The organism is Haloterrigena sp. H1 (assembly GCF_005938085.1).
Taxonomy (GTDB): domain Archaea; phylum Halobacteriota; class Halobacteria; order Halobacteriales; family Natrialbaceae; genus Natrinema.
The window spans coordinates 2004996-2023003 of the sequence record NZ_SMZK01000001.1; the positions used below are offsets into that span (position 1 = coordinate 2004996).

At 62.7% G+C, this 18008-nt stretch carries 15 protein-coding genes; 5 read left to right on the forward strand and 10 right to left on the reverse strand.

The window, feature by feature from the left end:
* Positions 1-35 precede the first annotated feature (35 nt).
* Positions 36-1361 carry a phosphoglucosamine mutase gene (gene glmM, locus E2L06_RS10040; protein WP_138781050.1) on the forward strand — a complete coding sequence of 442 codons (1326 nt, stop codon included), beginning with the start codon at positions 36-38 and terminating at the stop codon, positions 1359-1361.
* Between the two features lie 33 nt (positions 1362-1394).
* On the opposite strand, the gene E2L06_RS10045 is transcribed toward glmM, so the two are convergent.
* Together E2L06_RS10045 and glmS are read right to left on the reverse strand one after the other, a co-directional pair.
* A complete protein-coding gene (locus tag E2L06_RS10045) occupies positions 1395-1601 on the reverse strand; it encodes a hypothetical protein (protein WP_138781052.1) in 207 nt (68 codons plus the stop codon).
* 629 nt (positions 1602-2230) lie between these two features.
* On the reverse strand, positions 2231-4042 hold the full coding sequence (gene glmS / locus E2L06_RS10050; protein ID WP_138781054.1) for a glutamine--fructose-6-phosphate transaminase (isomerizing): 1812 nt from the start codon (positions 4040-4042) through the stop codon (positions 2231-2233).
* A 621-nt stretch (positions 4043-4663) separates the two neighbouring features.
* Here glmS and E2L06_RS10055 point away from each other — a divergent pair.
* A complete protein-coding gene (locus E2L06_RS10055; RefSeq protein WP_008011878.1) occupies positions 4664-4846 on the forward strand; it encodes a DUF5786 family protein in 183 nt (60 codons plus the stop codon).
* A gap of 145 nt (positions 4847-4991) precedes the next feature.
* On the opposite strand, the gene E2L06_RS10060 is transcribed toward E2L06_RS10055, so the two are convergent.
* The 6 genes from E2L06_RS10060 to E2L06_RS10085 all read right to left on the reverse strand — a co-directional run bounded on the left by E2L06_RS10060 (position 4992) and on the right by E2L06_RS10085 (position 11975).
* Positions 4992-5738, reverse strand: coding sequence for a helix-turn-helix domain-containing protein (locus E2L06_RS10060; RefSeq protein ID WP_138781056.1), 747 nt, complete (start codon positions 5736-5738; stop codon positions 4992-4994).
* A gap of 292 nt (positions 5739-6030) precedes the next feature.
* A complete protein-coding gene (locus E2L06_RS10065; protein WP_138781058.1) occupies positions 6031-9234 on the reverse strand; it encodes a bacterio-opsin activator domain-containing protein in 3204 nt (1067 codons plus the stop codon).
* Between the two features lie 205 nt (positions 9235-9439).
* A complete protein-coding gene (locus E2L06_RS10070) occupies positions 9440-9862 on the reverse strand; it encodes a universal stress protein (RefSeq protein ID WP_138781061.1) in 423 nt (140 codons plus the stop codon).
* A gap of 107 nt (positions 9863-9969) precedes the next feature.
* Positions 9970-10683, reverse strand: a complete 714-nt coding sequence (locus tag E2L06_RS10075; protein WP_138781063.1) for a cytochrome c biogenesis CcdA family protein — start codon at positions 10681-10683, stop codon at positions 9970-9972.
* 2 nt (positions 10684-10685) lie between these two features.
* The gene (locus E2L06_RS10080; RefSeq protein ID WP_138781065.1) at positions 10686-11261 is read right to left on the reverse strand and encodes a TlpA disulfide reductase family protein; all 576 of its coding nucleotides are present in this window, start codon (positions 11259-11261) and stop codon (positions 10686-10688) included.
* A complete protein-coding gene (locus E2L06_RS10085) occupies positions 11262-11975 on the reverse strand; it encodes an SCO family protein (protein ID WP_138781067.1) in 714 nt (237 codons plus the stop codon).
* Positions 11976-12166: 191 nt separating this feature from the next.
* Here E2L06_RS10085 and E2L06_RS10090 point away from each other — a divergent pair, with 191 nt between their 5' ends.
* The 3 genes from E2L06_RS10090 to E2L06_RS10095 all read left to right on the forward strand — a co-directional run bounded on the left by E2L06_RS10090 (position 12167) and on the right by E2L06_RS10095 (position 15984).
* On the forward strand, positions 12167-13267 hold the full coding sequence (locus E2L06_RS10090) for an iron transporter (protein WP_138781069.1): 1101 nt from the start codon (positions 12167-12169) through the stop codon (positions 13265-13267).
* Between the two features lie 143 nt (positions 13268-13410).
* The gene (locus E2L06_RS21865; RefSeq protein WP_171052276.1) at positions 13411-13587 is read left to right on the forward strand and encodes a hypothetical protein; all 177 of its coding nucleotides are present in this window, start codon (positions 13411-13413) and stop codon (positions 13585-13587) included.
* 1191 nt (positions 13588-14778) lie between these two features.
* Entirely contained in the window at positions 14779-15984 is a 1206-nt protein-coding gene (locus E2L06_RS10095; RefSeq protein ID WP_138781071.1) for a Cdc6/Cdc18 family protein, read from the forward strand.
* A gap of 113 nt (positions 15985-16097) precedes the next feature.
* Here E2L06_RS10095 and E2L06_RS10100 read toward each other — a convergent pair whose 3' ends face one another.
* Both E2L06_RS10100 and E2L06_RS10105 read right to left on the reverse strand, forming a co-directional pair.
* Entirely contained in the window at positions 16098-16517 is a 420-nt protein-coding gene (locus E2L06_RS10100; RefSeq protein WP_171052340.1) for an ester cyclase, read from the reverse strand.
* Between the two features lie 262 nt (positions 16518-16779).
* Positions 16780-17925, reverse strand: a complete 1146-nt coding sequence (locus tag E2L06_RS10105; protein WP_138781075.1) for a Xaa-Pro peptidase family protein — start codon at positions 17923-17925, stop codon at positions 16780-16782.
* Positions 17926-18008: the final 83 nt, after the last annotated feature.

Consider the following 18008-nt stretch of genomic DNA (forward strand, 5'->3'; position numbering starts at 1 on the left):
TGCATAGTAAGGCAGTCCCCCGACTCAGCACCGGTATGTTCGGAACCAGTGGTATCCGCGGCCGAGTCGGCGACGAGGTGACGGCAGGGCTGGCACTTTCTGTCGGTCGTGCAGTCGCCTCAGAGGGCTACGACCGGGTGGTTATCGGTCGCGACGTGCGAGACAGCGGCGCGATGCTCGTCGACGCGGTCAGCGCGGGACTGCGTGAGTGTGGGACTGACGTCGTCACGGTCGGCGTCGAGGCGACACCGACGGTCGCGCGGTCGATCGAGCACCTCGAGGCCGACGCGGGGGTCGTGGTGACGGCGTCGCACAATCCGGCGACTGACAACGGGATCAAGCTCTGGAACCCGTCGGGGAAGGCGTTCGGCCCCGACCAGCGCGACGCGATCGAACGCCGGATTCGCGAGGACGACTACGAGCTGGCCGCCTGGGACGGCGTCGGCGATCACACAGGCCACGACGGCGTTCGATCGATCCACGCCGACGCACTCACCGCGGCGGTCGATCTCGAGCAACCACTCAGCGTCGTCGTGGATCTCGGCACCGGTGCCGGCGGCGTCACCGCGGCGGTGCTCTCCGACCTGGGCTGTCACGTCCGGACGCTGAACGGCCAAGAAGACGGTTCCTTCCCCGGCCGTCCGAGCGAGCCGAACGCAGAGACCCTCGAGACGTTGTCGACGCTCGTTGCGGAGACGGACGCCGACGTAGGGATCGGCCACGACGGCGATGCCGACCGGATGGTCGCCGTCGACGAGACGGGCACCTTCGTCCCGAAAGACGCCTTGCTCGCCCTGTTCGCCCGCGAGGCGGCCGGCGACGGCGACCGCGTCGCGGCACCCGTCGACACGAGCCTCGCAGTCGACGACGCACTGGCTGCTGTCGGCGCGTCGGTAACGCGGACGCAGGTGGGCGACGTCTACGTCGCCGAACGGACGACCGAACCGGACGTCGCCTTCGGTGGCGAGCCAAGTGGGGCGTGGATCTGGCCCGACGAAACGCGGTGTCCCGACGGTCCGCTCGCGGCGTGTAAGCTGGTGGAACTCGTCGCCGATCGGGGGCCGCTCTCGGAACTCGTCGCCGAGATCGAGGGCTATCCCATCCGGCGAACGTCGATCGAGGTAACGGACAAAAAGGGGGTGATGGCCGACGTCAGCGAGGCGGTACACGACCGCTACGACGAGATCGAGACGCTCGACGGCGTCCGGGTCGAGACCGAGGACGGGTGGTTCCTGCTTCGCGCGAGTGGCACGCAGCCGTTGATCCGCGTCACGGCGGAAGCGCGGTCGGCCACGGACGCCGACACGTTGTTCGCGGACGCACAGGCGCTGGTGACCGAAACCGTCACGAGGAGGGACTGACTGACGAGTTCGGTGCGACCGGCGTTGAAAGCGTCATCGACGCTCTTTCGGAATGAAATCGGATGTCTTCATCTCACGGTACGTCGCGCAGTCGGGACAAGCGTGAACGACGTCCCGGTTGTCGCCGAAGACGCGAGCGAACTGTCGGGTCACCTGGTTGCCACAGTTGACACATCGGGGGGCAGTCGTTTGCTGGCCGGACGTCATTGGCGTCCACTTCGCGGATGGGTCCGTCGACATCAACAGTCCATACCCACAGAACGGTATTTACTATAGACCGCATAATCGACGCGACCGACGCTCGATCACTCAGTTGGCGACGAGTAGCACTCGAACGAAACACTCCGGATATCGAACGTATCAGCGCCACTCTCCTGAGAAATACAATATTACCCTCTCGAAATACCGTATTTCGAGCCGATATTCCTGTAGCTGTATTCACATTCCGCCACCCTCGAGCCGAGTCGGTTCCTCCCGTCTGTGCGGGCCGCTCGATTCGTAGCGATTGTGGGATAACCGCCCATAGATGGTCGCGCCGGCGGCCCGGAGTGATCAGGTGTGTCCTTTATACAGTGACCAATCCCTAGCTGAACTGGGGGGTGTGTTCGATACACACGATAGCGGGGACATCGCTACCGCGTCTCGATCGCTGCAGACCCTCCACGTTCGACAGCAGTCGAGTACGGGTTGTCGCTACCGCTGCCGTGTGGACTCGGGACTACGGGGGTGGCCTCACGTCCTGCGGCCTCGAAGCCCATACTCGAATCGCTCACCGGTGTACTGAGATCGGTGTCGGGAAGACACGATAGTGTGGCGCTCGAGAACAGTGACCGGATCGGCCGCATGGCCGACTTGGGCCTGCTATCGTCTTACTCGACCGTGACGCTTTTCGCGAGATTTCGCGGTTTGTCGATCGGGCGATCGAGGAGGTCGGCGGCGTGATAGGAGACGAGTTGGAGCTGCACGTTTGCCAGCAGCCCCGCGAGCTCGGATTCCGTGGCGGGAATCGAGAGGTGCTCGTCGGCCACCGCGACGGCAGCGTGGTCGTCGGGACAGACCGCGATGACGGGTGCACCGCGGGTCTGGGCTTCCTCAGCGTTTTTCAGGGTCTTCTCGTCTTCCTGGCCGGTGAAGACCGCGAACACCGGCGTCTCGGGCGTGACCAGTGCCAGCGGCCCGTGTTTCAACTCGCCGGAGGCAAAGCCCTCGGCGTGCTCGTAGGTGATCTCCTTGAACTTCAACGCGCCCTCGAGCGCCACGGGGAACCCGAGCCCGCGGCCAATGAAGAAGTACGACTGGCTGTCGTCGTACTGCCTGGCGATCGCCGCGGCGTCGGAGGACTCGAGCACTTCGTCGAGCGCACTCGGCATCGACTCGACGGCTGGCAACAGCGACTCGAGGTCGGCCGGCGGCTCACCCTGCCGGTCGGCAGCGATACGCTGACACAACAGCGTGAGCATGACGGCCTGTGAGGAGAACGTCTTCGTCGCGGCGACGCCGATCTCCGGCCCGGCGCGGATGAAGAGGGCATCGTCGGCTTCGCGAGCGGCCGTCGAGCCGACGACGTTCGTCACCGTCAGCGTCCGTGCGCCCTCGGCGGTTGCCTGTCGGAGTGCGTTCAGGGTGTCGGCGGTCTCGCCGCTTTGGGTGACCGCGATGACGAGGGTATCGTCGTCGACCGGCGGTGCGGCGACGCTGTACTCGTTGGCCAACAGTGCGGTCGACTGGACGCCGGCCTGATTTAGCCCGAGCGAGCCGTACAGCGCAGCGTGATAGGAGGTTCCACAGGCGATGAACTGGACGCTCTCGACGTCATCGAACGTCCCCGGTTCGAAGTCCGAAAGCGCGATCCGGCCGTTTCGGGTGTCGATTCGGCCCTCGAGCGCCTGGGCCAGCGAGGTCGGTTGCTCGTGAATCTCCTTGAGCATGAAGTGGTCGTACTCGCCCTTTCCGGCCTGTTCGGGGTCCCACTCCACCGTCTCGGGCGTTCGCGTGACCGGATTTCCCTCGAGGTCGGTGAACTCGACGCCGTCCTCGTCGACGAGGACGACATCGCCGTCCTCGAGATAGACCACGCTGTCGGTGTACTCGAGGAAGGCAGGGACGTCGCTGGCGAGGAAGTATTCGCCGTCTTCCATGCCGACGACGAGCGGCGAGCCCTGCCGGGCTGCATAGAGAACGTGTTCGCCCGACACCATGGCGGTAACGGCGTAACTGCCCTCGAGTTCGCTGATCGCGTGGCGGAACGCGCGCTCGCTATCGAAGCCTGCATCGAGGTAGTACTGGATGAGATGCGGGATGACCTCTGTATCGGTGTCGCTCGTGAACTCGTAGCCGTTCGCGGCCAGTCGCTCCTTGAGTTCGACGTAATTCTCGATGATGCCGTTATGGACGACGGCGACGTCCGTGCTCTCGTCAGTATGGGGGTGTGCGTTGGCGTCAGTCGGTGGTCCGTGGGTACTCCAGCGGGTATGGCCAATGCCGACTTCACCCCGCGGCGGGTCGCCGATCGATTCTTTCAGCTCTTCAACCTTTCCCGAGCGTTTCTCGATGTCGATGCCCGAGCCGTTCTGGACGGCAATGCCGGCCGAATCGTAGCCACGGTACTCGAGGTTCTCGAGTCCCGTCAGCAGTGGCTCGATGGCGCTCCCGTCGCCGACGCGACCGATAATGCCACACATCGGTCGATCACCGCCTGCCGGGCCGCTGGGAGTGGTCGGACGGCCCGGATACGAGTTTCGATTTGGCGGACGGGATGGCGGCCCCTCTGGGCTGTGCACCCGACGGTGACCGCCTCGTGGCCGACGGCCACGTCGAGATACTTGGTCGAGACAACCGGTATGCAACCATGAGGGGAGTTCAAACCTCCCGAACCCATTACTATAGACGGACTACTGAGCGGCGGAGCAGGAAAGCACGTGGCTACTGGCTGTCAGCTACGATTACTGTCGCTCACAGTGGGCCACGGCGTCGCGAACCGACACCGGCGACGAACTGTCGAGTGAGCGCATCTCACTCGCGGAAAACGCACGGACTGTCGGACCCGCCTCAAAAGTACGCCTGACGAACAGGAACCCGACGCTCGAGTACGGAGACACCAACGATCGGTAGTGACCGGCCACGACAAGTCGAAACGAGCGACAGTCGGTGTCGGATGGTTGTATCCCGCCCAAAACCGATCGATCGTTCGGACCGGTGCTCGAGGGAAGAGCGGTCGCTGGTCGACCCGTTTTGAATCCTCGCTGTCGACGAGGAGTAGCCCGAACCGTCACACCTTTTGTGGTGGGCCGGAAGGTGTACGTATGGGTTTTGGAAGCTACGACGAGTCCGAACAACAAGAGCAGACGACCAACGATGAGGACGTAGAGGCCGTCAACGTCCACGAAAATGATCATCACGGAGAGATGTCCTTCGAGTCCGACGTCTCGACGGACGAACTTGTCTCGCAGCTCGGCTCGATGAAAGACGACGACGCCGACGAGTAAGACGACTTCGACGCGGACACCTCGAGTTGGCCACGCTCGATCGACACCGACTGCCGCTCGTCATCGCTCGGCACCGATTCGGTCACTAACGTGCTTTTTTGAAGCCGTGATACGCCGTCGAATCAACCGGAAGCGACGAGTCCGGCTAGCAGGATAGCGACGACGCGCAGAGTTCACCGATCGCTCGTCGCAGTCGCTGCGAGACGGCCGACTTCGAAACGTCGAGTCGATCCGCGAGCTCGTCCTGAGAGATCCCACGCGGGACGTCGAAATAGCCTTCTTCGTGCGCGACCGTGAGTAGTTCCTCCTGTTTCGCCGTCAGCGCGACGACAGCATCGTCGCCGTCATCGGAGACACGAAGGTGATCGACGGTCACAGAGATATCATGGTCGCGACAATAATCGTTAAAAGCGACGAGCTGCTCCCGATCGGCGAACCGAAGCTGGACCTGCCAGCCGTTCCGGCAACTCGAGAGGTCGAGTAGCCGGCCGCCGACCGCGGCGGTGGTAGCGGTAAACGCCACCACGCAGTCAGTGAGCATCACCCGATAGACTCGTCTGTCGGGATACCGATCGACGAGCACGGGATCAGTGATCGTCGGATCCGTCTCGAGGCCGGTCTCGAACCGATCGAACGCGTCTCCGTACACGGTGACGAACACGAGCGTTCGACCCGGTTCGACGGTCGTCCAGTAGTCGGGTTCGACGGCCACGTCCGTCGCGTGCTGGAGCGTCGGCCGCAAGAACAGGTCAGGGTGGTCGAGCCGGAGTTGCGCGACGATCCCGCCGTCGGCCTGCGATCGAACCGGGGACCGATCGTCGGCCGTGTCGGCGGTCGTCTCGAGGCGCTCGGTGGCGTCGGCGAAATCGATGCTCACGAGTGCATCCGCCATCCGGAGAGACGGCCGCTGTAACTATCGCTTACCTCGAACACGCTCATTGAATAGCTCATTAGATGCCGAGGACATGATCGTAGGCGCTATACACGGAACCAGTTCCGTCCCGACGCTCAATACTGATTCATCGCTAGATTCCGTGATCAGTCAGGAAGCATGAAGAAATACGGTATTACTTACCGTTTCGGTCGAGGTTATAACTCATATACCGCCCGTCGCTGCCGATCTACGGCCTATCTTCGCTCGAGAGCGGCTCGACAGTCAACGGGGCCAGACATACAGTTGCGACTCAATCTGCCGTCGACTCGTCGAACAGCAGCGCGAACAGTTTCCGCTGGGCCAGCCGAAGATGCCGACTGAACGTCGGCTGGGAGACGCCGAGCGATTCAGCGACTTCTTCTCCGGTGTGTTCGCGCGGCCACTCGAAGAAGCCGCCGTAGTAGGCCGCCTCGAGCGTCCGCCGCTGGCGGTCGGACAGGTGGTCGTGCAACTCGTCGAACGGACGGGTCGAGCGAAGCGGTCGGTCGCGTTGTCGACGAGCGACGAGGTCCGTTCCCGGATAGCTGCGCTCGAGGTGCTGGACGAACGAGCGGACGTCGACCGGCCCGCCGAGTTCGATCACGAGTCGAGTTCGATCGTCGACCGGTGTCAGCGACCGGAGAACGCCACCGTGGTCTGCGACCGTCTCCGCGACGGTGGGCTCGGCGACGCCGATCTCGAGGACGCCGTCATCGCCCCGCTCGACGATCGAGAGCGAATCGACCGCCGGCAGCGATTCGACTGTCTCGCGAGTCGCATCGTCGACACCGCCATCGACGGCACAGAAGGCCGTCGATCCGCCGGACGTCCGCGGTACGATCGCGCGCACCGTCAGTCGCTGCTCGAGTCGGCTGGCGATCGCCGAGAGCGGTTCGGTGTCGTCTCGCAGGACGACCTCGAGTTCGGTGATCCGGTCGGCGAGCAGTGCGCGTTTCGTCTCGATCGCACCGATCACAGCACCGGCGATCGCAGCGAGGTGCTGGCACGCACGCCGGGTGTGGTCGTCGAACGCCGACGGCTCCGCCGCGTAGGCGGTGAGCGTCCCATAGCGGACCCCATTGGCCGTCAGCGCCACGCTGAGTGCGGACTGAACTCCTCGCTCGAGGAGTCGTCGCCGCCACGATTGGTCGTCGGCGTATGTCTCCCGGTCGCTCGAAAGGTCGTCGACGACCACCAGTTCCTCGGTCGCCGCTGCTGTCCCCGTCGGTATGTCGGCGTCCGCTCCCATAGGTACCGTCGCCGACTCGAGGAACTCGCCGTCTTGCCCGGCCCAGGTCGTCGGCACGACCGTCTCGCGACCGTCATCCACGTGGCCGACCCACGCGAGCGTGATTCCGTCGGTCGTCTCGAAAGGAGACAGGGAGACGACCGCCTCGCAGAGATGTCGTTCGAGCGCCTCGCGCGTCTCGGCCGTCAGCATCGCCCTCCCTGCGTCCCATACCCGTTCGCTCTGATCGGCGGTGGTTTCGAGGCGTGAGCGATCGTGCCGGCACGTCCGGAGGCTATCGGCACGCTCGAGGGACTCGAGGGCGACCGCGGCGGCGTCCGACACCGTCTCGATCGGGGCCGACTCGAGTCCGTCGAACGCCATCGGATCGGTGCTGGTCGCGAGGACGACAGCTTGCGTCGTAATCGGGACTGAGAGGACCCGCTCGGCGCGGAGTCCGGTTTGAGCGAGAAACGTGTCGAACTCGGCGCGCTCGTAAACGGTGGGCGAGCGAATCGTCGCTTCGTCCTCGACGGTGGCTGCCAGCGGTGTGTCGTCGAGATCGATCGGCGGTGGCTCGATCGAGTGGCGATCGCCACCGACGTGCTCGGCTGCCGCAAGCGTTGCCGGGTGCAGCCGATCGCCGGCGACGCGATACCAGACGGCCACGTCAGCGCCCGCGTGCTCGCAGATGGCATCCGTCGTAGCGTCGCGAACGACTGACGGCGCCTCTGCACGGCGAACGGTCGCGATCGTATCGTGGATCGTCGACAGGGTAGCCACACGAGAATCGCGTCTGTCACGGACGACACAGAGCGTTCGATCGGGGATCGACAGCGGCACGACGAAGACGTCGACCGGCGGTGCCTCGTCGGTCGCGAGCGTGCCCGAGACCGGCTCCATCCATCTGACGACCGGCGAGCGAGCTCGCGTTCGAATCGCCGACGCGAGGTCCTCGTCGAACATCGTCTCGAGCTCCTGGCCGGCGAGTGCGTCCGTGTTCGCGAGCTCTCGGAATGCTGGATTCGCCAGCCGAATCGTCGACTCCTCAAGGACGGCGATTCCATCGTCGAGTGCATCAATGACAGCCTCGAGCAGCTCGAGACGCTCCAGGTCCGGCTCGGCCGCAGCGTCGACGGGCCCTTTTCTCGCGTAGACTGAAACACCGTCGTCGCCAGGATGGACGCACATGGCGAGTCGCCCCTCGAGCGACGGTGCGGTCGCGCTACCCGTTTCGACCGCACCCGTCGATTCTGCGGCACGCACCCGGTCGAACAGCGCTTCGGTTATTTCGTCCGGAAGGAGGTCCCAGACGACGGTTCCAGTCACGTCTGTGGGATCGATCTGGCGGGTCTCGGGACGAAACAATGCGAGCGCCGCGTCGTTGGCATACTGCAGCTCATCCTGCGAGCCGAGGACGAAAAACGCGTCCGCAAGCCGGTCGACGCCCGCACGCAGGGCAGCGGGAGCGGCCGCTGCGCCGACCCCAGTTCGGGTCACGACGACTCCCTCGACGGTCGGGTCAGCGAGTCGATTCGCGCAGGCCAGCTCCGAGACACGCCACGTGCCATCGGCATCGCCCAGTCGCAGGGTAACACGTTCGGTCGTGCCGACCGACGCGTCGGTGACGGCCGCGAGCGTCTCGCGGATCGCCTCACGGTCGTCGGGATGGACGAGCCGATCGATCGGCGTCCGCTCGAGTTCGGCGGGTGTATATCCCAGTGCTGACTCGACTGCCGGGGTCGCGTATTCGATCTCGCCGTCGGCGTCGAGTACCCAAACGACAGCAGCGGCGTGCTCGAGGATCGACCGTCGGCGTCGGTCTGCGGCCGCAGCGGCCAGCCGATACTGCTCTCGCTCGGCTGCGGTTCGAACCCGCGCGGTTAGCACCGTCGGCGATTCGTCCCGAGCTACGACGTCGCTTGCGCCAGCCGAGAGCGCGTCGTCAGCATCCGGGCCATCGGTGATGGCCACGATTGGCCGCTCGTCGGATTCGACGGCGAGTCGCTCGAGTATCGATTCCTCCGCCAATCGATCGCCGGCAGCCGCGTCGAACGAACAGACCAGACAGTGGACGTCGCGCTCGGCGAGTCGCTCGCGGGCCCCCTCGAGCGTCGGCTCTCGAAGAATCGACGCGTCCGTAAATCGTGCAGTGAGCGCGTCCCTCGCGTCGTCAGCGGCGGCGTCATCTCCGACGATCAGCACACGAGGCGTGTCGCCGACGACGGTCGTGCTCCGCTCGCTCATGTGACGGCCACCTCCGGGTGAACCGCGCCGATAGCCGACACTCGCTGGCGACCCTGTTTCGTCGTCGGGTCCGGATGGCGAACGGCATAGCGAGCGGACTGCCCGACCACAATAGCGACTGCGTCGCGTTCTCGCAGGTTAAGTATCGGTCTCGTACCCGGTCGTAGCGATGGATTAGGAAGACGACCCACCGTGCTGGCAGCCGCTAGGACTGGGCTCGAACCGTGAGGACCGGAACGGGGGAATTTCGGACGATCTCTTCGGCAACGCTGCCCGAGAGCAGGTGATCGAGCCCGGAACGGCCAGCCGTCCCGACGATCACCATATCGACCGGGTTCGTCTCCGCGTAGTCGACGATCTGTTCCTGTGGGACGCCGTGGCGGATATCCGTTGTCGCGTCGACACCCTCTCGATCCGCCGCTTCTTTGGCTTCGTCGGCGGCCGTGGCGGCCTCCTCCTCCGGATCGGTCCGAAGCCGGTCCTGTTTGTTCTCCGCTTGTGGGCCGTCCTCCGAAACCGACAGCACGTGCAGGGTCGCATCGAGCTGGGCCGCGAGCTCGATTCCTTGCTCGGTCGCCCGGTGAGCGGCGTCGCTTCCGTCCGTTGCGAGGAGCAGGTCTTGATACATGGACGTCCGTTCGAGCGACTACGGGATACATCCCGGACCTGCCGTTGCCTGCCGGGAGAGTCTCATTCTCAAGCACCACTCAGCCCGCTATGCTTCGATTGCCCTCTCTAGAGTAGCAAGGAGAGCGCCTCGAGGCGTGACCCCAGATTGAAGTAATCGAAGACGACGAGAGCGAGATACAGTTGCCCGATTCCGGCGACGATCATTACCACACCCGCGATGCGCTTCAGCAATCCGGAGTAAGCCGTCAACCGACCAGCGCCGGCAATAAGCCCCATCCCCGTCGCGACGGTCAGCGAGATCATCAGCACGATGACGCTGCCGACGTAGGTTCCAAGGAGGACCACCGCATCGGCCGTCGAGAGCGACAGCGCACGGGTGACGACGCTGATGAACAGCGGCGCGACACAGCCCGCTGACGCGAGGGCATAGCCCATGCCAAAGATCCCAAAGCCGAGCACGCTCGAGCGCCGTTTCGGGAGGGTAACGGAGATCGATGGTGCACGGCCGGCGACGATCAGCGCACCGAGGACGACCAACACGAGGCCAGCCCCGGCTTCGAACCACTTGATCGACGAGATCATCGACTGACCGATCCAGAACGTCGCCCCGAGCAGCGCCGCGAACGTGACGAGGACGCCGAGGCCAGCGAACAGCCCGCGGCTCAGCGCACCACCGAGCGACGCCTGCTCGCCGTCGGTCTGGCTCACATAAAAGCCGACGTAGCCGGGCAACAGCGGGTACGCACACGGCGAGAAAAACGTCGCGATGCCGGTCGACAGCCCGAACACGATCGACGTGGTCAGCGCAGCGTCGACCATCCTTACTGTCCTCCGGGTTCGAGTGCCTGTTCGATGCCAGCGACGAGGTCATCCGTGGACTTCTTCCCACCCGACGACCACTGAATCCGTCCGGACGCGTCGATCGCGACGGCATACGGAATACCTTGAATGACGTACTGGGAGCTCAGTTCCGCGGTCGGATCGATCCCAACCGTCCAGCTTCCGTCGTTCTTTTCCCACCAGTCGACGATTTTCGCTTTCGTCACCGAGCGCCCGACTGCCTCGTTCGTGACTGACATGAACAGCACGTCGTCACCAAGCCGGTCGTGAGCCTCGATGAGCGCGGGCATCTGCTCTTCGCAGGGGTCACACCACGTCGCGAAGAAGTCGATGAATGTCGCTTGGTCGGTTGCCGGTACACGGACCTCCCCAGCCTCGCTTCCTGGCGCCTCGATCGTCTCAACCGTGCGTGGGTCGACCGGCTTGTTCCCGTCGTCGGATTCGTTGTCGGCGTTGTCGGCATTGCCGGCCGATGGGAAACCGTTGATCGCTACTGCACCCGCACCACCGATGACGCCCAGACTGCCGATTCCAGCGAGGACGTCTCGTCTTCGCATCTACTTCGTCACCACCGTTTCGACGTCGTCGACGACCTTCGACGGGTCGATGGCAGCGCCGTTCGGGTACGCACGCTCGACGATGCCGCGTTTGTTGGCAAGAAGGATCAGATTGTAGTGGGGAAACATGTACTCGAGATTGTCATACTCCGGGGCATCCGTCTTCTTGAAGGGGAGCCCGATGTCCTCGGTCATGATCGTCTTTGCCTCGTCATACGTCTCGGGCCTGAGGAAATGCCAGTTATCGGCTTCGGCGTCGACACCCTGCTGTTCGGCGAACGTCCGTAGTTTCGATTCAGTGTCTCGTTCGGGATCGAACGTCATCTCGAGGAGCGCAACGTCGTCGCTGAAGCCGTTTTCGGCGGCGGCTTCCTGGGTGCGTCGCAGCCGCAACGTGAGTGCTGGACACATCCCGTCCGGGCAGTTCGTATATACGAACGTCATCAACACGGCCCGCTCGCCCTCGAACTGGTCGGTCGAGATCGTCTCATCGATCAGGGGGTCGGGCAGGCTGAGCGTCGGCAACTCGTCGCCGTAGGTCGGGTGTGACGACTCGCTTAAATCCACCTCCGGCGGCTCGAGGATGGTATCGGGGGTGCCGGAATCCGAGGATCCGTTTCCGGACTCTCCGCCGCCGATCGTTTCGCCGAGACAGCCAGAAACACTGGTGAGACCTGCGATTCCGACTGTGCCAAGATATGTCCGCCGGTCCATAGATACGTTCTAGGAGCGGCAGATCAAAGGTTCGTTGGTTCACGTCGCGAAGGAACAATATTACAATCGCCGAACACTACTGAACCCCGCCAGCCACAGTGGACGCCCCATCGAGACGGGCGATCGCACGGGTATCACGTTCGACCAGTGAACCAACAGGCGTTTTGTCGGGGATTCCCAACCACCGGCCAATGAACCGCCGGGCTTTCCTCCGTGGTACAGCCGCAGCCGGAGCCGCCGGAACCGTCGGCCTCGCCGGCTGTCTCGACCAACTCGGGTTCGAAGAAGAATCTGCTTTTGCCAACCCGCCGCTCGTCGAGAACCGACCCGACGCCGTCTATCTCCCCTCCTCGCGCGACGGGATGGGGATGTACGGGATGGCGACCGACGGCGACTACGCCGCCATGCTCTCGTACACCTTCCCCCACCGGTTCTGGACCGTCGAAGCCACCGATGAGGGGAAAGAACTCGTCGAGATCACCGCTGACGACAATCTTCACCTCATGGTCACCGTCTGGGATCGCGAGACACACACCGTCCTTCCGGTGGACACGCGCCTCGAAATTCGACAGGACGGCGACCTCGTCGATATCGGCACCTCCTCGCTGTGGCCGATGATCTCCCAGCGGATGGGCTTTCACTACGGGGATAACATCCAGCTCCCGGGCGAAGGAACGTACACAGCACGCATTCAAGCCGGTCCGACCAGCCTCGAGCAGACCGGCGCGTTCGAGGGCCGACTGGGCTCGCTCGGCGCGCTCGAGATCGATTTCGAGTACGTCCGGTCGGACATTCACGACCTCACGTTCGAGACGATCCCCGAAGCACAGCGGGGGAACAGCGAGGCGTTGTCGCTTATGAAAATGAAACACGGTGATGACGGCGGGCACACGCCGATGGGGCAGGCCACGTCGCTCGAGGAACTGCCTGGGGAGTCACTCGAGGCCCAGCACAGTGGCGACGCGACGTTCGCCGCGCTCGTCTCCGACGCCGACCGGCTCACGGACGGTGGCTCGTATCTGGCGATCAGCCCCAGAACCCCGTACAACGGGATCATTCTGCCATTTACATCCCTGTCTGCGACCGTCGAACGGGATGGTGAGACCATCTACGACGGATCGCTCGCGGAGACGCTCGATCACGAGATCGGCCACCACTACGGCGTCGCCGTCGATGACCTCGCGTCCGGAGACCGCGTGACGGTGACCGTCGACTCACCACCGCAGGTGTCACGGCACGACGGCTACGAGACGGCGTTTTTCGACTTCGACGACATCACCTATACGGTGTGAATCGCCTCGGGGCCAAGCCCCAGGCATTCGCCTCGACCGCGCCTGTAAATCAGGCCGTACGACGAGTGAACGGAACGAAACGGTCCCCTGTCAGCACCGTACGATTGTGATAACTATCGGGGACGATCGACTACGTCTACGGTATGTCTCGAACCGGGAACGCGGATATGGATATCGGCTGTCCGGAGTGTGATGCGACGATCGCCACATCCATCCCACCAGGTCCCGGGATCCATGCAGAGAACGATTCGAACCGACTCCTCGGGAAAGAGACTCGGTGTCGGAACTGTGGCCACGAACTCGAACTCTACTACTACTAAGCGGCGGCTATCTCTCGATGCGACGAGTGCCCATACACCGTGACGGTTACCCGCACACCGAGTTTCCGGTGAAATCGTCGTCGGTCGGAACCCGTCCTCGTACGATTGACGATGGCGCTATCAGCTGAAACACGGTGTTGTCTGCTTCTAGGTGACACACACACCGGGTTTCCGGTGAACGGTATTCGCCTTTGCATCTATAGATCAGCTCCGTCCAGAAGCGGGCCCCAGATTCCTCCACTCGCGTACCAACGGAATTGTCCGAACAGAGCTTACGCGATTCACTCCTGCCCTGTTTGCTCCTCGGTTCCGACTGAGCGTCGGAACACTCATCACTCACGTGAAGGGCGGGATTCTCTCGCTGAATCAAGATAGAAGGCGGTGTCAGGAGAGCCCCCGACGAGCAGACACACCGTATTTCCGGTGAATCAGATATATTGATTGTCATGTGCAGTTCCCACGTCTGTATCGACACACACACACACCGTGTTTCCGGTGAAACGTCACGGACTGTCACCGGTGGCTTCCAGCAGTGCTGTCGAGTACACACCGGGTTTCCGGTGAAACGATCAGACATCCATCGGAACACCGGACGAACACTCACTCGAGGACGGAACCACCCACTGACACGAAACATCGAACTACAAAATGAAACGAAGATCTGATACGCTCCAGATCGCGATTAGCTAACGGGAATTCAGCATAGAATAGGTATATATAAGTTATAGATATGAGTATAGTTCATTAAGTGAATTAGAAACTAAAGAAGATATCTATTAGATATCGCCGCAATCGAACTCACTGTCTCTGATCAGCGAGGTCTTGTGCCTTCGAACACTGATCGCGATGTCTATCTCGAGCGACGATCGAAGAGATAGAACACTTCAAACCACGAGAACTCACGTTCCACCTTCCGTCGTACACCGGGTTTCCGGTGAAACGGATCTGGTCTAACCACCGTTTCGACTGTACCGACACTCCTGTTTTCACGGTTTCACCGGAAACCCGGTGTGTGTGTCTTCGGCCATCGGACGCTCACTCGTGGTCACTGACACGGATACAGCACGGTCGTCGAGCCTCCCGATCGACTGTATACCTTCTCTCGAGGCCGTATACTATCGATCAAGTCTCAGCACTGGGTTGCAACCGCCAAACGGAACAGCTATTTCACCGGAAACACGGTGTCCCTCTATGTCGAGTTCCGGCGATGACCTGTTCACCCGCGACGATCCGATCTTCGAGAACAAAGAACTCCTCGAAATCAACCACCTTCCTGAAGAAGGTCGGATCGTCGGCCGCGACGACGAGATTTCGGAACTTGCAAACGCGGTCAACCCCGCAATCTTCGGTCAGAGTCCGAGCAACCTGCTGATCTATGGAAAGACGGGAACTGGCAAATCCCTTTGTGCGAAGTACATCTCGGAGCGACTGGTCCGCGTCGCAGGGGAAGAAGGCGTCACGTCGGCGTTCGCTTACGTCGACTGCGCACAGGATAACACGGAAACGCAGGCCGTCCAGACGATCGCTCACACGTTAAACGAGCCAGCGGTTACCGATATCAGAATTCCCGACAAGGGTCTCAGTACCTCGACGTACTACAAGCGCCTCTGGACGGTGTTGGATACTCAGTACGACGTGGTCCTCGTCATTTTGGACGAGGTCGACAAACTCGACGACGACGACATTCTCATGCAACTCTCGCGCGCGGGCGAGGCTGGCAAGCTCGAGTCGTGCAAGATCGGCGTCATCGGGATCAGTAACAAGATCAAGTACAAGGACCGACTCGACGAGCGAGTCAAATCGAGCCTCTGTGAACGCGAGTTCGTCTTTCCTCCCTACGACGCAAATCAGCTCCGAGAGATCATGCAGGCCCGCAGCGACGCGTTCAAAGATGGCGTCCTCGAGCCCTCGGTCATTCCACGCGCCGCGGCGCTTGCGGCCCGCGAACACGGCGACGCTCGCAAGGCCATCGACATTCTCCGGTACGCCGGCGAGATCGCACAGTCGAACGGCAACGAGACCGTACAGGAAGAGTTCGTGGTCCAGGCACGCGAGCGGGCCGAAACGGATCGGTTTCGGGAACTCATCCGCGGCTCGACCCCACACTCGCGGTACGTCCTGCAGGCGCTTGCGGTCCTCTCGCTCAACACGCCCGAGGAAGACGGGTTCCGGACGACGAAGATCTACGACGTCTACGAGGAGATCTGCCGGCAGGAACGATCCGAACCGCTCTCCCTGCGGCGAGTTCGAGACCTGCTCAAAGAACACGCATTCCTCGACATCTTAGAGCAGGCCCGCCGGAGCGGCGGCAGCGCCGAAGGCAGCTATACCGAACACCAGTTGCTCGAGGACCCCGAAGTCGTTCGGAAGGTACTCGTCGAAACTGACGACGCCTGAGTCTGCGCTCGTCTCGCCTCTGATACCCGTTCAGTAACAACGAGAACCGATCGCGAGAGACCGAGATACGTCACGACTGATCGTACAAACAATCGAAAAGAGGTAGCGGAGCGTTACTCCTCAAGGAGCCCGAGCTGACCGAGGAAGTCATGCTGATCGAAGAACGCGCGCTCCTCTTGGAGTCTGCCGTCTTCGACCACGAACTTCGCCATATCCCGGACCTCGAATGTTTCGTGGGTCGGTGAAATCCCGTTGAACTCACCGTCGTGGGTGCCCGAAAGCGTCCCTTCTGCCATGACCAGTTGCTCGTCCGCGAGCATCTCGTGGACGGTTATTTGGAAATCGGGAAATGCGTCGACGACTTCCCGAGCGTACGCTTCGAAGGGCTCACGGCCCTGTATCGTGCCACTGGTCGGAGACGTGAAGGTAAACGATTCGGCGACGACGTTAGATAATCTCGAGAACTCCTGATCGTTCCAGATCTCTACGTACTCGTTGGCGAGCTGTGCCGCATCTACCGTGGTTTCTGCCACTGTCTCCCACCCCCAAGTTGCTCTATGCTGTTTGTTAACATAACTATCAACCTTGGCAATTCACGGTGAGCGTGGACCGGGTATCGACCGGTGCCGACTGGTTCGCCTGTACTGCCGCATCCGTCTGCCTTTTCTGAACTCCCTGTTGATCGCCTCCTTGATCTTGGAAAGCCGCCAGAGCCGTCGGATCACGGCTTCCATAGCCGCTATTTCACCGGAAACACGGTGTCTTGATCGACTCGAGCGAGCGAGGCCTGTCGACTCACAGACCGGTCTCCCAGCCACGCGGCGTCTCGTTTAATCGGTCGGCGCCGTCTTCGGTAACCTCCACCAGATCCTCGATCCGGACGCCGAACTCGCCCTCGAGGTAGATCCCCGGTTCGACGCTGAAGACCATGCCGGGTTCAAGCTCGCGGTCGTTGCCTGCAGTGATGTAGGGCGGTTCGTGGACCTCGAGGCCGACGCCGTGACCGGTCCGGTGAACGAAGGCGTCGCCGTAGCCGGCCGACTCGATGACCGATCTGGCGGCACGATCGATCAACCCTGCGGTGACCCCTGGTTCGACGGCGTCGATCGCGGCCTGCTGGGCCTCCCTGACGATGTCGTGGACGCGCTCGTACTCGGCCGGCGGGTCGCCGACGACGATCGTACGAGTCTGGTCGCCCGGATAGCGACCCGTTCCAGCCTCGAGGTCGGCTGGGACGAACGCACCGAAATCCAGCACGATGGGATCGCCAGCTTCGATCTGGCGCGAGCTGCTGTGGTGGTGTGGGCGGGCCCCGTTCGGACCGGCAGCGACGATCGTCTCGAAGGCGGGTTCCTCGCCGCCCTCGGCGACGAGCAGCCGGTCGATCTCGGCTGCCAGTTCCGATTCCGTCATGCCGACGAGTTCCTCTCCACGCCGGCGGATCTCGAGGGCGACGTGATCCGCGAGCTCGCCGGCGCGGCGCAGCGCCGTGAGTTCGACGTCGTCCTTGCGGATCCGCAGCGGCTCGAGAACGGTACTTGCGAGTCCGAACGCGGCGTCCGGCAGCAGGTCTCGGAGATCCTGCGTGAACGTCGCCCACATCCGGTCATCGACGAGAACGGTCGCTTCGTCTGCCTCCTCGAGCGAGTAGTCCGTCAACACGCGCCCGACGCCCTCGAGCGGGTCGTCCGAATCGGTCCAGCAGCGCAGTTGGAGCTCCGCGATCGGCAGCGAAGCGAGCTGTGTCTCGTACATCGCCGGCGCGACGATCGCGGGCTCGCCGTCCCGGGGGACGAACAGCAACAGGTGACGTTCGGACGGCGATTCCGCAAAGCCGGTCAGATAGGTCAAGTTCGGGCTCGGAAAGCAGACCAGCAGGTCGGCTCCGACGTTTGCGAGCCGGTCCTGACAGGCTACTATCCGGCGCTCGAACGGCGTCATGGCGACGGGTTCGCTCGAGTGAGCAATCAACGTTGGGTATCCTCGGTTACGAACGCGGCCGTCAGATGACGCCAGCAACCCGT